Genomic DNA, 17,313 nt, shown 5'->3' on the forward strand with positions numbered 1-17,313 from the left:
AACCCCGATTGCTGAGATTACTCGCGAGGATGGCATGAAGAATGGTTTGGCGAAGATTTTGGAGGGCAGCCATCTGGAACAAGCCGAAGCGCGAGATTTGATGTATTCGATTATGAGAGGTGAGGCAACGCCGGCTCAAATCGGAGGTTTGTTAATGGCAATGCGAATGAAGGGAGAAACGGTGGATGAGATCACCGGATTTGCTGAAGCCATGCGTGGTCAGGGCGGACGAATTCTCACCGATGGCAGCGGTTTGCTGGACACTTGTGGAACAGGCGGATCGGGAATTCATAAATTTAATATCTCAACAGCATCCGCCATCATTGCTTCGGCTGTTTCAGTGCGGGTCGCCAAACATGGCAACCGTTCTGCTTCAGGCAAAGCGGGTAGTGCAGATGTATTAGAGGCACTCGGTGTAAATATCCATCTGAACGGAGAACAGGCCAGACAATGTCTGGATGATATCGGAATCTGCTTCTGTTTTGCCCAGGTATATCACCCTTCCATGCGACATGCGGCAGGACCGAGGAAAGAACTGGGTGTGCGAACCATTTTCAATATGCTCGGACCATTAACCAATCCTGCGGGAGCTGATCGCCAATTGCTTGGCCTGTATGATCGTTCCCGGACACCTATGATCGCTGAAGTACTGAAACGTCTTGGTCTCAAAAGAGCGTTGGTCGTAGCTAGTCATGATGGTCTGGATGAAATCAGTATCTCAGCGCCGACTCAGGTATCTGAACTTCGCAATGGTCAAGTGCACACCTATGATATTGATCCACGTGATATGGGCTTGTCTCTGCATCCGCTCGAAGCGGTACTTGGAGGAGATGCGGCACAGAATGCCGAAATAATTAAAAGGATCTTCCAGGGTGAGCAAAGTGCCTACCGTGATGTCGTTCTGTTGAACGCCGGAGCGTGCATCTATGTATCTGGTCTTGCAGATAGCATTGCTGAAGGGGTGACACTCGCCGCAGAAGCGGTAGATTCGGGCAAAGCTGCCGGGAAGCTTGAACAGTTAATTCATACAACGGAGGCGTACAGTCATGTATCTTGATCGAATCGTTGCAACCAAACATAAAGAAGTAGAAGTATTGGCACAGACATTTCGCATGGATGAGGCTATCCAAAAAATCGAACAACTCCCCGCAACCCGGGGGTTTGAACAGGCATTATCAAGCAAACGCAATCGCAAACTCGGCCTTATTGCTGAAGTGAAGAAGGCTTCGCCATCCAAAGGGTTAATTCGCCCGGATTTTCATCCGGTAGAAATTGCTGCTGCTTATGAGCGAGCGGGTGCAGACTGCATCTCCGTATTAACGGATGTATCGTATTTTCAAGGGAGCAACGAGTACTTGCAGGCGATTCATCAAGCGGTGAATATTCCGCTATTACGCAAGGATTTTATTATAGATGAACGACAAATTGCCGAGGCAAGATTACTGGGTGCGGATGCGATATTGCTGATTGCCAGTATTCTGACACCTGAACAGATTCGTCAATATCTGGAATTTGCCAAAAGTTTGGGGCTGGATGCCTTGATTGAAGTCCATGATCGAACAGAACTGGAGCAGGTCTTGGCGATTCCACAAGCAACACTTGTAGGTATTAACAATCGGAATTTGAAAACTTTCGAAACTAGTCTGAACACAACACTGGATTTGATGGAATTGATTCCAAGTGGCGTCACCTTGATTAGCGAAAGTGGTATCGATGGTCCAGAATCAACAGTACCTCTGATCCAGGCCGGTGTTCATGGCATTCTCGTAGGGGAGCATCTCATGCGCAAGGATGATGTCGAGGCGGCTGTAACTGATCTGATGGGACCCAGATGATGAATACTTCCATACATGATGGCACAGGCGACAGTATGTCAGAACGGAGAAACCTGCTGCCAGCGGCCGTAAAAATATGTGGACTTCAGGACGTTGAAGTGCTAAAATCGATGATAAACTTGCCTGTGGATTACATTGGTGTTGTTTTTGCCAAATCACGCCGCCGAATCGAACCCGAGCAGGCTGCTGCATTAAGAACGGTGTTGTTCGAATGGTCTACCTATGATCGGCCGAAGCTTGCAGGTGTATTTGTGAATCCTACGCTCGAAGAGTTGGAACACATTATGGAGATTGCTCACCTGGATGTTATTCAACTGCATGGACAGGAGTCTGCTGAATTCTGTCATGAAGTTAAGCAACGGTGGAATGCCGAAGTATTCAAGGTTTTTTCTTTTCCCAAAGGTGAAACGGGTCCGGAAGCTGATGATGCAGCCATAAGGGCTCTTGATGCTTACGATAAATTCGTTGATGCGATATTGCTCGATACCCATGATCCTTTATATGGAGGGGGCTCCGGGGAAACGTTTGCCTGGGAGCGAATCCCTGCCTATGCGGAATGGGCGAAAAGGCGCGAAATTGCTCTGTTCATTGCAGGAGGTTTGCAGCCGGACAATGTACAAGAACTAATACAGACATATGCACCTTTCGGCGTCGATGTATCCAGCGGCGTTGAGACTGAAGGTGTTAAGGATATTGCCAAAATTACAGCATTTGTAGAAAGGGTGAAGCAGGCATGACACATCAATTGCCGGATCAACACGGGCGTTTCGGTCACTTCGGAGGCCGCTTTGTACCTGAGACACTAATGAACGCACTTATTGAGTTGGAGGAGGCATATAGCCACTTCTCTGAAGATGAGGAATTCAACAAGGAACTGAACTATCTGCTGAGCGAGTATTCTGGACGTGAAACGCCATTGTATCATGCAGAGCAATTGTCACGCCGCTTGGGCGGACCGAAAATTTATCTGAAACGTGAAGATCTCAATCATACAGGCGCGCACAAAATTAATAACGCCATTGGACAAGGTCTGCTTGCCAAACGGATGGGCAAAAAGAAAGTTATTGCCGAAACGGGTGCAGGTCAACATGGCGTTGCAACCGCAACCGTAGCCGCATTGCTTGGACTGGAATGCAAAGTATTTATGGGCGAAGAAGATACAGAGCGTCAGCAGTTAAACGTATTCAGGATGAAGCTGCTCGGAGCAGAAGTGATTCCGGTGACGTCCGGAACACGGACACTGAAGGATGCTGGTAATGAAGCGCTACGCTACTGGGTCAGCAATGTGGAGGATACGTTCTATGTGCTTGGTTCAGTGGTTGGACCTCATCCATATCCGATGATGGTACGGAATTTCCAACGTGTGATTGGTGATGAGACTCGTCGTCAGATTCAGGAGATCGAAGGACGTTTGCCGGATGTAATTGTAGCAGCTGTCGGTGGAGGAAGTAATGCGATCGGCATGTTCTATCCATTTATCGGTGACCAGGATGTGAAGCTTGTTGGCGTTGAAGCCGCAGGCAAAGGGGTGGATACCGAGTATCACGCTGCGACGATGACCAAAGGTACGCATGGTGTATTCCAGGGATCCATGAGTTACTTGTTGCAGGATGAGTATGGACAGGTTCAGCCAGCGCATTCCATCTCGGCCGGACTTGATTATCCGGGTGTTGGTCCGGAGCATTCCTATCTCAAGGATATTGAACGGGCAAAATATGTACCGATCACGGATCAGGAAGCACTGGATGCACTGCAACTCCTATGTCGGACGGAAGGAATTATTCCTGCTCTGGAGTCTGCACATGCGGTTGCCCAAGTTGTCAAACTGGCGCCTGAACTTACAGCAGATGATATTGTAGTCATTTGTCTGTCGGGACGTGGAGACAAGGACGTTGAATCGATCATGAAATACACGGGAGGTGACTTGGGATGAATCTGATGGACCAGACCTTCCAGCAATTGAAGCAACAGAATCGCACGGCACTTATTCCATTCTTAACCGTGGGAGACCCGGATGTGGATACAACGATCGATATCATCAAGGAGCTTGAGCAGGCCGGAGCGGATATTTTGGAACTGGGTGTTCCTTATTCCGATCCACTTGCAGATGGCCCAGTCATTCAGCGTGCTTCCGAACGTGCGCTGAAAAGCCAGATTACTATCCGTAGGGTTATGGAAACCGCAGCAAAAGCTCGTAACGCAGGCGTAAAACTGCCGTTTGTGCTGTTCACCTATTATAATCCGGTATTGCAGACCGGATTGGATGTATTCTTTGAAGAATTGGTCAAACACGATATTAGTGGCATGATCATTCCGGACCTTCCAATTGAGGAAGCTGAAGAGATGCGACAACGTGCTAATCGTGCCGGTGTACATCTGGTGCCGCTTGTTGCACCTACATCTAATGCCCGGATTGAGCGGATTGTGAATGGAGCAAGTGGCTTTATCTATTGTGTATCATCCCTTGGGGTAACCGGAGAGAGAGCTTCTTTCTTTGATGGCGTAGAAAGCTTCATTGAGACGGTGAAAAGTCTGACAGACGTCCCTGTAGCGGTAGGTTTCGGTATCTCCAGTCATGAGCAGGTGGCACATTTCTCCCGCATCTGCGATGGCGTTGTTGTAGGTAGTGCCATCGTCCGTCAGGTGGAAGACGCGATTCCTCTGCTTGGAAATCCGGACACGCGTGCAGAGGGACTGTTGCAAATTCGCAACTTTGTGGCACAATTAAAGGGATAGAGATGTCCTGAAAGTACATCCTTTGGACACATGAGGTGCACGCTGATTCGTGTCTAACATTATTTCAATAACAGGAGGCGGTCGGGTTGAAACCGAAATCCCAGATTGTCAATCTGCCTGTGTACCAACCGGGCAAACCGATTGAAGAAGTGAAACGTGAACTGGGGCTTGAACAAGTCATCAAACTGGCCTCCAACGAAAACCCATACGGCAGTTCTCCTGCCGCCCTGGAAGCCATTACGAGAGAAATGACTAACATAAGCATATACCCAGATGGTAGCTCGGTTGAGCTGACAAGAGTTCTTGCCAAGCATCTTGGTGTTGAACGGAATAACTTAATATTTGGTTGTGGTTCCGATGAGATTATTGCTTTGATCACGAGAGCTTTCTTCTTGCCGGGTGACGAGACCATTATGGCAGATCAGACATTCTCCGTATACAAAAGCAATGCCGATATTGAGGGTGCCGTTACCATCGAAGTGCCTCTGAAAGATGGAACGCATGATCTGAGCGCGATGCTTGCGCAAATCAACGACAAAACGAAAGCAGTCTGGGTGTGTAATCCGAATAATCCCACAGGTACAATTATCTCCGAGCAGGAACTTACAGCCTTTATGGACCGCGTGCCTGCTCATGTGATGGTCATACTGGACGAAGCTTATTATGAATTTGTAACCGATGAAGCATATCCGCAAAGCATATCATTGATCGAACGGTTTCCGAACTTGGTCATTCTGCGGACATTCTCCAAAATTTACGGTTTGGCTTCGCTTCGGATCGGGTACGGCATTGCACGTCCCGAAATTATTGATCTGATTAACCGTGTACGCGAGCCGTTTAACACTTCCCGTTTTGGACAGGTTGCGGCAACCGCTGCACTACTGGATCAGGATTTTGTTCAAGAGTGCGCGAAGCGGAATGCAACGGATCGGGATTTCCTGCAAAATGAATTTACACGGCTCGGATTGTCATATTTCCCTTCACAGGGTAATTTCATTATGGTTGATCTGAATATGCCTTCGGCAACGGCATTCCAATCCTTGCTCAAACAAGGCATTATCGTTCGCCCGGGATTCCACGTATACCCAACTTACATTCGTGTGTCCGTCGGAACATCAGAACAGAACCGTGCATTCGTCACGGCACTGGAGAACACGCTGGCTGAGAAGGCGGTAGCACGCCCTTAATACTGGCGATGAAAGAGTGAGGACCCATGAAACTAAAAATTGCAATGATTGGTGTAGGACTCATCGGCGGTTCACTTGCGCTTTGCTTCAAAGGCAAGCCAGGTGTAACCGTGATGGGCTATGCCCACTTGGATGAACTGAAGGACAAGTACATAGCGAGCGGTGTAGTGGATAATGCTACGCTCTCTCTGGAAGAAGCGGTAGAGGATGCCGACTTTATTTTTTTGTGCGTTCCCGTAGGTTTGCTTGAATCCTATTTCGAGAAGCTCTCCAAGCTACCATTGAAAAAAGGATGTATCATCACGGACGTAGGAAGTACTAAAGCTTCCATTGCTGCTTGTGCCGAACATGTCCGGCTGACTAACGCTTACTTCATTGGTGGTCATCCTATGGCAGGGTCGGAGCGTGCAGGTGTGGATGCGGCCTCAGCCGTGTTGTTTGAGAATGCATACTATGTCTTAACCCCTTCAGAACATGTACCTGAGGAGGCTTACAGCAGGTTGTCTGAGCTGCTTGCGTATACGCGGGCACAGATCGTGCGTGTGGAGCCACTGCTGCACGATGACATCGTGGGGGCGATTAGTCATCTGCCACATGTTATTGCTGTAGCGCTGGTGAATCAGGTGCGCGAATATAATGAGTCGAATCCGTTGTATAAAATGCTGGCTGCAGGTGGTTTCCGGGATATTACCCGGATTGCGTCCAGTGATGCGATTGTGTGGAGAGACATCTTGCTTAGCAACCGTGATGTACTGCTGGGCTTGCTTAAGGACTGGAATAGTCAGATGACGGCCTTCACGGATATGCTGGAGCATAAGAACGGTGAAGGCATAGAGGAAGCATTCCGGCAGGCTCGTGAGTTCCGTAGTGTCTTGCCTGAAAGACGCAAAGGCATGATTTCGCCGTTATTTGATCTGTATACGGATGTCCAGGATGCACCGGGTATGATTGGTAAGATCGCAACTGAGCTTGGGGCGAATGACATCAACCTGAGCAACTTGGAGATTATCGAAAACCGGGTGGATGTGCCTGGTATTATGCGTCTGTCTTTCCGTCAGGAAGAAGATATGGAACGAGCTAAGACATTATTGGATTCCTTAGGCTATCAGGTGTGGGTATAACACGAGAAAGGGGGCGAAAGCCCTCTTTTTTGTGGAGTTGTATTGGAGTTGTTATATGAATTTCCTCAGAAATCAAAGAGGGCGATATATAAAAGATGAATGCAAATATTAACCTCTAAACTAGAGGTAATTCCTTTTTGAAGACAAAAAAAGACCGCTTACAAAAGCGGCCATTGCTCACGTGGAGCAATACAGTTATTGGATAGGAGTGGAGAGAAACCATACTGTACCCTTATTATATGTATACGTTTTCATTTTGTCAACACTTTAAATAAAATTGTTTGAATTAATTATATATTTCGGTAATTTAGGATAATAACCCTTTTTTTTGAGAGCCTGAAATCAAAAAAAAATATCACATTTTTGTAACCTTTTCCGTATATCATGCGTCTATATATGAAAGGCTTACCAAAAAGGCTCTAAATGAAGTCATGAACGTGAAAATGACTGCATATGAATGACAGGTCGGGTTTTGTGGACAGCAATGGATTTGCCAGGATGATGCAGACCGTTGTACAATAAATACTGTTAATGTAGAAACGTTGGGGAAATTGCCATTACATAGGGGAATTTGGCGGGAAGGCCAGTTATGGTGCTGAACGCTGTTTATATGCGGTGAAAACCGCAACTTTTTTGTGCCTGTTCGGTAATACATGGATAGAGTCGAACGGGGAGAAGCACATGGATGGGCGAGGAGGGGTCGCACTCAAATGACGGATTCCCAGTTGATTCGAGAGATCAAGGAAGGTAACCTGGAGTTATATTCCGAGCTGATGAGTCGTTATCAGCGTAAAATACTGGCTTTCGTATATCATATGTTGAAAAGTTCCAATATGGAGCTGCTTGCGGAAGATCTCTGTTCTGAGACTTTCTATAAGGCGTTCCGCAGTCTGCACTCTTTCCGTGAGGTGGATGCCTCATTCTCAACCTGGTTATATACCATTGCGAGAAATACGGTACTGAGTGAGCTTCGCAAACAGCGCAGCGGAAATGTCCCACTTGAAGAGAGCGGGATCGTTCCCGTTGCTCCTTCGGAGAATGCACCGGAGTATGCTGTTCTGCGCAGCGAGCGGGTGATGCTGGTTAGAGATGCGATTAACAACTTGCCGGAGAAGCAACGTTCTGCGATTATACTCCGTGAGTATGATCAACTAGACTACCAGGAGATTGCGAATATTCTTGGGCAGAGCGTCAGTTCTGTGAAATCGCTATTATTCAGAGCAAGATCAAGCGTAAAAACTCAATTGGAACCTTATTTCTTCGAACCGGTGTACGAGCCATATGAAGGGATGAAGAACCGATGAATTGCAATGATGCCCAGGAACTGTTTGCACTGGTCTGGGACTTGCCGGAAAATCATCCTCAGCGGATTGCATTTCATGCTCATCTCGCTGGTTGTGAAGAGTGCTCCGAGCAGTTTGAGGTCTGGGAAGAAGCCCAGATCTTGCTGCACAGCATCCCGGTTCCAGTGACAGAACAACAGGCAGAGAGAGTGAACCGTAACGTTATGGACCGGATCTATGCGGAGTCTCCATGGTTATTGCCGGAAGAGGCAAAGGTTAATCGTTTCTCTGCTGCGATCCGCAAGCACATGTCTTTGTGGATTGCCGCGTTCCTGGCTATTTTTTTATGTAGCTTTCTGTACATGGCAATGTTTAAGCCAGATGTATCAGAAGCTGAGCAAACCCAAGTTGTTGCTACGGGTATTCTGGAGACAGGGGTTGCCGGAAGCGCACCTTCGTCATCTGGATTGTATCAGTACGACATGACTGGAGCGGATAGAGGAAGTATTATGGAACCTTTTGTTGTGAGCATGGGACCTGCTTATCCTCAGTATTGGATGGCCCTGTCTTTACTTGCAATAGGTATGGCTTTATTTTCTCTAGGACGTATGCATCGAACAACGAATAAACGTAAACAAAGTGCGAGTGCATAGGTAATAACCTTTCGTTCGCCGTGTGGAGAAATGAGGGATGTAAGTGCGAATCGGGCTTATTCGTCACGGTCTTACAGACTGGAATGCGGCAGGCCGTATACAGGGGCAGACAGATATACCTCTGAATGGGGAAGGTCGTGAACAGGCAGAGCGCCTGGGAAGACGTCTGTTGACGGAAGAATACCAGTGGGACTATATCATCACAAGTGGATTATCGCGGGCACAGGAAACAGGGGAGATTATCTCTAAACTGTTGAATGTACCTATGCTTGAGCCGGACGCACGGTTGAAAGAAAGGGCTTTTGGTCAGATTGAAGGTCTGACTTCAGAAGAACGGGTTGCCCGTTGGGGCAAATCCTGGGAGACATTGGACTTGGGACAGGAGCAGATCGCGGATATCCAGATTCGTGCACTAGCATTTCTGGAAGATCTATGGTCTGCCTATCCAGACCAAAACGTACTCATTGTCACTCACGGAGCTTTTCTGGCCAACCTGTTAACAGCCTTGTTTAAAGATCGGTACACAGAACGAATTGGGAACCTGTCATTGACGATCCTGGAAAAGGAACGTGATGACTGGAGTCCGCTGTTATATAATTGCACACGACATCTGTCTTTGGACACAGCGAAACAACCTGAGTAATCAACTTGGGTTGTTTTTTTGCGTTCTATGGGGGATAAAGGTTTTATATGATTTCAAACCTCTCATTTTTCTTCTGATTGACCAACTTGAGGCATAGTATGATTAACAAATCAATTTCATAACTCACTAAAGCTATTATGAAATTGATTCACACATAAAAGATTTCCAAAAAGAGGTTTAGATTATGGGAATTCCGTCAACGATGTTTACAAAACCAAACTATTTCAGGCTCCGAATCAGTAGTCGAAGTAGTTAACGGGCGAGGCGATGGACCCATGAATCTAGCGGATATGCTTACTTTTGCCGATATTGGCCAGCTTAATCGAATAGCAGACTATTACCAATGTGAATGCAAGCCCAATTCCAAACATGAACTCATCCAGAGTATTCTCACTACATTGGGCAGCAGACCCTTTTTTGAGCAGCAGGTACGTCAACTGAATCAAGCAGATCAGCGCTTTTTGAACAACTTGTTGTTTGATCCTCGCCAGTATTATGGTATGGAAGAACTCATTGCCATAGCCCGTCAATCGATGGACAAAAAGGAGAGTGAGGCTGGCGCGAGTCCACGTGATCTCATCGTTCGCTTCAATAAGAGTGGATGGTTGTTCAATGGGACAACGCAGCAGACCAGGTATTTGTATCAGGTGCCACAGGATCTGAAATTAAGATTCAGGGATGTGTTATCCTCACATCTGCGTGCAGGGATCATCCAAACAACGGAACCGCCTATGTATCGGGATGAGTATCATCTCTTAGCGGATGATCTCAAGTTATTCCTGCAGTTTGTCCAGCAGCACGAAATTGCCCTTAACGCCGAAGGTATGATGTACCGACGCTCTCAACAGCAGATTATGGAGCATTTGCACATTACTGAGGAATTGGTGGGCAAAGGTGGATGGAGATTCGGATATGGCCGTTCGTTTAAGGATTACCCGGATCGTTTCGCTCTTCTCTATGACTATGCATTTCACCATCGGCTGGTTCGTGAGGAGCAAGGCATGCTGAAGCTATCATCAGCTGGAGAAGACAAGTTGGGGGCTGAGAAAACAGCCGAAATGATACAGCTATTTAGGTTTTGGTTAAGATTGTATAAAGGTGCTATTCCCAATCTGTCCTCTATTGTGTATTGGACAGGCGAATGTGCTCAGGAATGGTCGACCTCCGAGTCGCTGTTTCGTCAGATTGGTCCATTCATACAGCCGTTCTATTATGATACGGCGGAGGCCATCTATGATAACAGAATTGTTAAAATGATGTTGCATCTTGGCATGGTCCGAATTGGGGAACATGAGGAAGGCCGGACGATACAAATGACAGCCTGGGGTTCACGTCTTGCAGCATCCTGTCGCTCCATTACAGGAGACATCACACCTATTATGTTTGACAAGTGAAGGACAAGTTGCTAAAATCACTCCCAAATTAAGGAGTGATACTAATGATAATTCCATACAAAGGTTTACAGCCTCAGTTACACCCTTCGGTATATATGGCTGAAGGTGCTAAACTGATCGGTGATTTGAGAATGGGAGAAGAGTCTTCCGTCTGGTTCAATGCAGTCCTGCGGGCTGATTTGGCTCCTATAATCATTGGAAAGCGCTGTAATATTCAAGATAACGTTGTCGGGCATGTGAATACGGATCAACCTTTAATTGTGGGAGATGATGTTTCCGTAGGGCATACAGCGATCATTCATGGTTGTCGGATTGGAACAGGATCATTAATCGGCATGGGAGCCATTCTGTTGAATGGAGCCGACATTGGCGAATATACGCTGATTGGAGCCGGTTCTGTTGTTACCGAGAATAGTAAAATTCCGCCCTATACTCTTGCTTTGGGGACACCTGCCAAAGTGATACGTGAGCTGACTGATGCCGATCTGGAGCGGATGTCCAGAACTTCACTGGGTTATGTCACCAAAGGAATAGAATATAGGAGCTCTTAAATCCGTTTTGGAGGTGCATCCTATTGGATAAAATGAAAGTTACGTATGAAGTCATGTTGGGGCTGGCAGCTGAGATGGTGTGGGACGAAGCGCTTCGCAAGCAGCGCAGCGAGAAGCTCTATTTGGAAATCGATAAAGCGTTAGCTACCGGAGACGAAGTAGCTTTCCGGAGTCTGACGGATGAACTGAGGACCATAAACTGATGGGCAACATATATCCTTTCTGAGATAAAAGGGAATGCGCAGACGCGTGTTTCCTTTTTTGATATGTGAAATTTCACAATGAATGTCTGGATTTATAAGATATGCTCATATATAATATGGGAATAAAATGGATAGAGAGGGGATATAGGGAATTGAAATTCAGTGAGATGACTCAAGACAGCTGGGCTGAACTGCAACTCTATCTGGATACATGCCTTATTCCATACACAGCTCTTAATGGTGAGCAGTCGCCGGTTGAAGTTACCGAGGCATTGGAGCAGCTGAGAGATTTTCTGGATCTGGTCGAGATTCCTTTCAAAGGGAGAATCATGACTTATCCAGCCTTTCATTATGCTAATCCGGAATTGTCAATGACATTAAATTCCTTGTCTGCACAGCTTAAATCTTCAGGATTCAAATATGTGGTTATTATGTCATCAGATGGTCATTTGGATGGGGTGGAAATTCCATCTGCTGATCTCGTTTTGAGTCGATCTGTGTTAACTCATACGGTTGGAGAAGAGGGAATTGCGAGATTTGTAGGGGAAAAAATACGAGAGTTGTGGAAAAAGTAGTTTTCGGCCACAAATGTGACAATTTTACAACATTTTTTTAATAACGCTTACAATTGAACCTTAAAAATGTGTGACAAATTCTTGACGGTGTTCTAGGGCTACTATATGATTATGTATGTTCTAGTAAGTCGTGGAATTTATGAAAATGAAAACGTTTGAGAGAGTTGGCTGAAAAAGGGGGTTGGAGACAGTATGAGCAGTGAGCATGACGACCACGAAGCTTCATTGAAATTGCCAAGCCGCATGGAGATGTCACGCAGGCAGTTCTTGACGTACACGCTTGGTGGAGCTACAGCCTACATGGCCGCCGGTGCAATCCTTCCTATGGTCCGTTTTGCGGTGGACCCGATATTGCAACATAAGGGGGAAGGCACCTCTGTCAAAGTAGCTGAAATCAGCAAAATTACGAACGAGCCTCAAGAATTTACCTTTGAACTTAAACAACAGGATGGTTGGTATCTGAGTAATGCATCGTTAGTGGCGTGGATTCGCAAAGACGAGCAGGGGAAAATCTATGCACTCTCACCTATCTGTAAACATCTAGGATGTACAGTAGGCTGGAATAGTGACAAGCAGTACCCTGATGAGTATCATTGCCCCTGCCATGGCGCGCACTATGACAAGGAAGGGAAGAATCTTGCCGTAGCCCCCAAACCGCTGGATGAGTACGTAGTCAAGGAAGAACAGGGTTGGGTATATCTGGGCGACATTGTTCCGAACACCCGAGTGAATTAGGAGGCGTGAACGCAGATGTTTAAAAATGTCTATGACTGGATTGACGAACGTCTCGACATCACGCCAATCTGGCGGGACGTTGCGGATCATGAAGTTCCAGAGCATGTAAATCCGGCTCATCACTTTTCCGCATTCGTATACTGCTTTGGTGGATTGACGTTCTTTATTACCGTTATTCAGATTCTGTCAGGCATGTTCCTGACCATGTATTACGTACCTGATATTATCAATGCCTACGCAAGTGTGGAGTACCTGCAGACCAAAGTAGCCTTCGGCCAAATTGTTCGCGGCATGCACCACTGGGGAGCCAGTCTGGTTATCGTAATGATGTTCTTACATACGATGCGTGTGTTCTTTACAGGCTCTTACAAGGCACCGCGTGAAATGAACTGGGTTGTCGGCATGCTGATCTTTTTCGTCATGTTGGGCCTGGGGTTGACAGGATACTTGTTGCCATGGGATAACAAAGCCTATTTTGCAACAAAAGTAACACTGGAGATTGCCAATACGGTTCCCTGGTTGGGTCCGATTATTAAAGAATTCCTGCAAGGCGGTACGATTGTCGGTGCACAGACACTAACCCGATTCTTTGCCCTGCACGTATTCTTCCTCCCCGCTGTGCTTCTGGTGCTTCTGGTCGGACACTTTATCATGATCCGCAGACAGGGCATTTCGGGACCACTATAAACGAAAGAAGGGAGGAATCGCAATGGCTCACGGACATAAGAAGGATGATGAGGAAAAGGTTATCTTTGTCGGTGATTCACGGGTCCGTAAAGGGGCGGGCTTCATTACCCCTCCTGATTACACGGCGTATCCCGGCAAATCAGAAGCCTTTATTCCCAACTTCCTGCTGAAAGAATGGATGGTTGGTGTCGTTGTATTGGTGGGGATTCTGGTTCTAACGATCTCAGAACCTGCACCATTGGGGTATCCGGCCAATCCAAGCGCATCCGTAATCCCCATGCCGGACTGGTACTTCCTTTTTCTCTATCAGTACTTGAAGTATCCATACGCATCGGGCGATTACGTTCTGCTCGGGGTACTGGGGGTCAGCGGAGTCGCTTTCGGAGCTTTGCTGCTGGCACCCTTCCTGGACACAGGCAAGGAGCGGCGTTTCTATAAACGCCCCATTGCTTCATCACTGATGATTTTGTCTGTCATTTCTGTATTCTACTTGACGAATGTAGCGTGGACTCACTACGAGCATGAGTTGGAAGCAAGTGGACAGAAGCCTGAACATATTCAGCGTGAAGAAGAAGCGCTGGAGAGGCGTGAACAGGGGCTCCCACCCGTTTCCAATGCACCTGGACAGCAAGAAGAAGTTGCGATCGTGGAACAGGATGATCCTGCAATGGAAACGTACAAAAAGGCTGGATGTATCGGCTGCCATGCGGCTGATATGAAGGGCGCAAGTGGACCTTCACTTCGGGGTGTGGGTGACAAGCACAGCCAGGAAGAGATTCTGACCATTATCAAAGAAGGCTACAATGCAATGCAGCCTCAGTACAATAATGCTATTGCTCAAGGTGTAACGGATGAAGAGATTACTCATCTGACCGAATGGCTTGCGAAACAGAAAGCAGAACAGTAAAATCGAAATAACCAATGAAACCTGATCGTTTATGCGGTCAGGTTTTTTTGAAGTGTTTTTTGGACAGCACTGTATCGTGCGCAATATGTTATGAAGGAAGGGGCAGGGAATGTGGCTTTATCGTATTTCTGGAGTAGGGAATTTCTAACCAATCGTTATTTCCTGTGGCTATTATTTTGGTGTAATGCGGTAGGAACGGTATACGGATACATCTGGTACGGAGAGCAAATGAAATTGACGCTGGCTGAGCAGCCGGTGTGGCAGATCGTATTTGTGCCAGATAGTCCAACAGCGAGTTTGTTTTTTACTTTAGCGTTGCTATGGATCTTGTACCCACCACGGTCCATTGTTATCAAACGGATCGGACATGTAATTCAGGCGCTTGCTGTGGTCACATCTGTGAAATATGGCGTGTGGGCCGTATCCATTATTTTCGCTGGCTGGATGCAAGGTGGTACACAGCACTGGCAAGACTGGATGTTGATTGCTTCGCATAGTGCAATGGCGATTGAAGCTCTGATTTATGTACGCTTTTTCGGCTTCCGATGGGCTGCTCTTGTCGTTGCAGGTCTCTGGACGCTGTTGAACGATACAATGGATTATACATATGATATTTACCCTTGGTTACCGGGTTCCCTCTATGATCATGTAGATGGTGTGCGTAATTTCACTTTCGGGCTGACGCTGGTGAGTATTCTGTGTGCGTGGCTAACCTTAAGACAGGCAAGACGTACCTGACCTCATACAGTGAATAACATGTCTCATGAAGAGTCGCTATTTTAGCGGCTTTTTCTGTGTCACATATCGAGTGGGCACGGAATCCTCTTCTGCTTGTTCTAACGAACTGTCCCCCGCCATACATTGGTGGTGGGAGGGATGTCCATGAAGAGAACGTTGGGGATCAAAACGGGCTTATTGGTGGTATCGTTCATGGCTCTGCTGCTTTGGACGAACTTAGCATATCGTGTAACCGCGCAAAGTGAAGCATTAAATTCGAATTCAGATCAGCAAGTGTCCACAAGCAATTCAATTGCACAACTGAATGAGGAAGCAGCCATATTGTATCGACAGGCACTCGAGAATAATATTGAAGAAGTGAGAGGCAGCATTCTGCGTATCAGTAAAAGTCTGGAGCATATCTCTTTTGAGGGACAAACAACAGTCGAGGGTATTCACGCATTGTCCGAAACCATAGTTGAAGTGAAACAAGCCGTAGTGAAGGTGAAGAATGACGATGCTTCTCTTCAACAGTCCTCTGCCAAACTCAGGCTTGCAGCAGATAGTCTCGCAAATCCAACCAAGCCTTTATGGCTGCAGTATTATAAAATCGTAAAAAATGATCTGGACGCTTTATCCGCTGCTACAAATCAAGGGCAAACTGCGGCTGTGCTAGCAAATCGCTACACCGTTTTGGAGGAGCATTATGAGACGATACGTCCTGCCGCTCTTATTCGACGTGAACCGTATGAAATTGCTCAGATGGACGCTTGGTTATCTCATACCAAAGGGCTTACCGCTGCAAAGCAGCCTGATCTGGCTCAGTTAAAGAGCATGGTGGGCCACGGGGAGGAACTGGTGAACCAGTTATTTGGTCGCGAGAAGGACGAGAGTGCCTTTGTACCGTTTGTACAAGGTCCCGATCGCAGGGCAGCCGGGCTGCTGATAAGTTCGGTCATTGTGGCGACGCTAAGTTACGCCGGATATCGTAAATATCGTGCACAGCAGCAGGGGATTTTTCCCTTTCGGCGCTAATTGGATATAAACGTGATCGTGGTATATTTGTATAAAAAAGACCTCTTTCGCATAAACAGCCACGGTAACGGCTCTTCATGTGAAAAGAGGACTTTTTGTAGTTTCTACAGCATGTCAGCTTTCTTTGAAACCTTCTCCATGTACATCGTGAACATCACTGATGATGACAAAAGCTCTGGGGTCTATGGAACGTACAATAGTCTGCAGACGCCGGAACTCTTGCCTGGAGATCACACAGTAGGCCATGTGTTTGGCCTGTTTAGAGTATGCGCCAATGGCTGGAATGAGGGTAACGCCACGATCCATATCCCGTGTGATCTGATCCGCAATCTCGGGTGCATGGTCACTAATGATCATAAATGCCCGGGCAGAATAGGCACCTTCCTGAATAAAGTCGATGACTTTGGAAGCGATGAATACGGCTACGAGCGTATACAGAATTTTTTCTTTGGGGATGTAGATGAGCGAGAGCCCGATAATGACAAAATCGATGCCCAGTAGTACTCGTCCCATACTCCAGCCATACTTACGGTTGAGAATACGAGCAATGATGTCTGAACCGCCCGTCGTTCCACCCCAACGAAATACGATGCCAAGACCGGCTCCAAGGGTGACACCTGCATATAGTGCTGCTAACAGCAAGTCATTCTCGGTATGTAATGGTTCAATCCAGCCCAGATGAATCAACTTCTCAAACAACCATAGAAAAACGGTCAATGCCCCGATTCCGACACCCGTATAGATCATCTGTCTGCCGCCCAAAATTTTGAGCCCGATCAGAAATAGGGGGACATTAAGAATCAAGGTCGTTAGAGAAGGTGAGATGCCGAAAGCATAATTGATCAGCACGGTAACCCCGGTGAGGCCACCTTCCATGAGCTGGTTAGGGATAATAAAATAGAGGAGCCCAAAGGCATATAAGGCTGTACCCAACAGGATGGGAAGTACCAGTTTAACTTGAACCCAGGTTTTGGCAGTGCTCATAAGATCCCTCGCTGTATATAAATTAGAATGAAGAAGCAATCATTCCCATCCTAGTATACCTGTTTAT

The 17,313-nt window shown here is 46.9% G+C and carries 20 protein-coding genes; 19 read left to right on the plus strand and 1 reads right to left on the minus strand.

The genetic code is table 11. The annotated features are described in order from the left end of the window. The first annotated feature begins 16 nt into the window (after positions 1-16). The 19 genes from trpD (at position 17) to MHH93_RS25205 (ending at position 16,262) form a co-directional block, all read left to right on the plus strand. A complete protein-coding gene (trpD, locus tag MHH93_RS25115) occupies positions 17-1,057 on the plus strand; it encodes an anthranilate phosphoribosyltransferase (RefSeq protein ID WP_500056282.1) in 1,041 nt (346 codons plus the stop codon). Next, positions 1,047-1,835, plus strand: coding sequence for an indole-3-glycerol phosphate synthase TrpC (gene trpC, locus MHH93_RS25120; protein WP_500056235.1), 789 nt, complete (start codon positions 1,047-1,049; stop codon positions 1,833-1,835). Before trpD ends, trpC begins: the two co-directional genes overlap by 11 nt. 53 nt (positions 1,836-1,888) lie before the next feature. Next, positions 1,889-2,572, plus strand: a complete 684-nt coding sequence (locus MHH93_RS25125; protein WP_500056283.1) for a phosphoribosylanthranilate isomerase — start codon at positions 1,889-1,891, stop codon at positions 2,570-2,572. Beyond that, positions 2,569-3,768 (plus strand): tryptophan synthase subunit beta, encoded by a 1,200-nt coding sequence (gene trpB, locus MHH93_RS25130; RefSeq protein WP_215076005.1) that lies wholly within the window; start codon positions 2,569-2,571, stop codon positions 3,766-3,768. Before MHH93_RS25125 ends, trpB begins: the two co-directional genes overlap by 4 nt. Next, positions 3,765-4,571 carry a tryptophan synthase subunit alpha gene (gene trpA / locus MHH93_RS25135; protein WP_500056236.1) on the plus strand — a complete coding sequence of 269 codons (807 nt, stop codon included), beginning with the start codon at positions 3,765-3,767 and terminating at the stop codon, positions 4,569-4,571. Before trpB ends, trpA begins: the two co-directional genes overlap by 4 nt. Positions 4,572-4,657: 86 nt before the next feature. Continuing rightward, on the plus strand, positions 4,658-5,758 hold the full coding sequence (gene hisC / locus MHH93_RS25140) for a histidinol-phosphate transaminase (protein WP_500056237.1): 1,101 nt from the start codon (positions 4,658-4,660) through the stop codon (positions 5,756-5,758). 26 nt (positions 5,759-5,784) lie between these two features. Beyond that, positions 5,785-6,879: a prephenate dehydrogenase gene (locus MHH93_RS25145; RefSeq protein WP_500056238.1), complete on the plus strand. Its 1,095-nt coding sequence runs from the start codon at positions 5,785-5,787 to the stop codon at positions 6,877-6,879. Positions 6,880-7,589: 710 nt separating this feature from the next. After that, positions 7,590-8,183 carry an RNA polymerase sigma factor gene (locus tag MHH93_RS25150; protein ID WP_062835180.1) on the plus strand — a complete coding sequence of 198 codons (594 nt, stop codon included), beginning with the start codon at positions 7,590-7,592 and terminating at the stop codon, positions 8,181-8,183. Beyond that, positions 8,180-8,815 carry an anti-sigma factor family protein gene (locus tag MHH93_RS25155; RefSeq protein WP_500056239.1) on the plus strand — a complete coding sequence of 212 codons (636 nt, stop codon included), beginning with the start codon at positions 8,180-8,182 and terminating at the stop codon, positions 8,813-8,815. The genes MHH93_RS25150 and MHH93_RS25155 overlap by 4 nt, the downstream gene beginning before the upstream one ends. Positions 8,816-8,858: 43 nt before the next feature. Then, positions 8,859-9,458 (plus strand): histidine phosphatase family protein, encoded by a 600-nt coding sequence (locus MHH93_RS25160; RefSeq protein WP_500056240.1) that lies wholly within the window; start codon positions 8,859-8,861, stop codon positions 9,456-9,458. 275 nt (positions 9,459-9,733) lie between these two features. Next, complete coding sequence (locus MHH93_RS25165) at positions 9,734-10,852, plus strand: hypothetical protein (RefSeq protein ID WP_500056241.1); 1,119 nt, start codon at positions 9,734-9,736, stop codon at positions 10,850-10,852. Between the two features lie 44 nt (positions 10,853-10,896). Further along, the gene (locus MHH93_RS25170) at positions 10,897-11,403 is read left to right on the plus strand and encodes a gamma carbonic anhydrase family protein (protein WP_500056242.1); all 507 of its coding nucleotides are present in this window, start codon (positions 10,897-10,899) and stop codon (positions 11,401-11,403) included. A gap of 23 nt (positions 11,404-11,426) precedes the next feature. After that, entirely contained in the window at positions 11,427-11,606 is a 180-nt protein-coding gene (locus MHH93_RS25175) for an IDEAL domain-containing protein (RefSeq protein WP_017687723.1), read from the plus strand. Positions 11,607-11,758: 152 nt separating this feature from the next. Further along, positions 11,759-12,181, plus strand: a complete 423-nt coding sequence (locus tag MHH93_RS25180; protein WP_500056243.1) for a DUF2487 family protein — start codon at positions 11,759-11,761, stop codon at positions 12,179-12,181. Positions 12,182-12,373: 192 nt separating this feature from the next. Next, the gene (locus MHH93_RS25185) at positions 12,374-12,916 is read left to right on the plus strand and encodes a QcrA and Rieske domain-containing protein (RefSeq protein WP_278294411.1); all 543 of its coding nucleotides are present in this window, start codon (positions 12,374-12,376) and stop codon (positions 12,914-12,916) included. Positions 12,917-12,931: 15 nt separating this feature from the next. Beyond that, complete coding sequence (qcrB, locus tag MHH93_RS25190; RefSeq protein ID WP_017687726.1) at positions 12,932-13,603, plus strand: menaquinol-cytochrome c reductase cytochrome b subunit; 672 nt, start codon at positions 12,932-12,934, stop codon at positions 13,601-13,603. Between the two features lie 22 nt (positions 13,604-13,625). After that, positions 13,626-14,510 carry a menaquinol-cytochrome c reductase cytochrome b/c subunit gene (locus MHH93_RS25195; RefSeq protein ID WP_076209928.1) on the plus strand — a complete coding sequence of 295 codons (885 nt, stop codon included), beginning with the start codon at positions 13,626-13,628 and terminating at the stop codon, positions 14,508-14,510. 111 nt (positions 14,511-14,621) lie between these two features. Further along, a complete protein-coding gene (locus MHH93_RS25200; protein ID WP_500056244.1) occupies positions 14,622-15,248 on the plus strand; it encodes a DUF1405 domain-containing protein in 627 nt (208 codons plus the stop codon). A 144-nt stretch (positions 15,249-15,392) separates the two neighbouring features. Then, complete coding sequence (locus tag MHH93_RS25205; protein WP_500056245.1) at positions 15,393-16,262, plus strand: sporulation protein YpjB; 870 nt, start codon at positions 15,393-15,395, stop codon at positions 16,260-16,262. 114 nt (positions 16,263-16,376) lie between these two features. Here the strand turns inward: MHH93_RS25205 and MHH93_RS25210 are convergent, their stop codons facing one another. Further along, positions 16,377-17,246 carry a YitT family protein gene (locus MHH93_RS25210; RefSeq protein ID WP_500056246.1) on the minus strand — a complete coding sequence of 290 codons (870 nt, stop codon included), beginning with the start codon at positions 17,244-17,246 and terminating at the stop codon, positions 16,377-16,379. Positions 17,247-17,313: the final 67 nt, after the last annotated feature.

The sequence above is a fragment of the Priestia sp. FSL H7-0729 genome, from assembly GCF_038005685.1.
Classification (GTDB): domain Bacteria; phylum Bacillota; class Bacilli; order Paenibacillales; family Paenibacillaceae; genus Paenibacillus.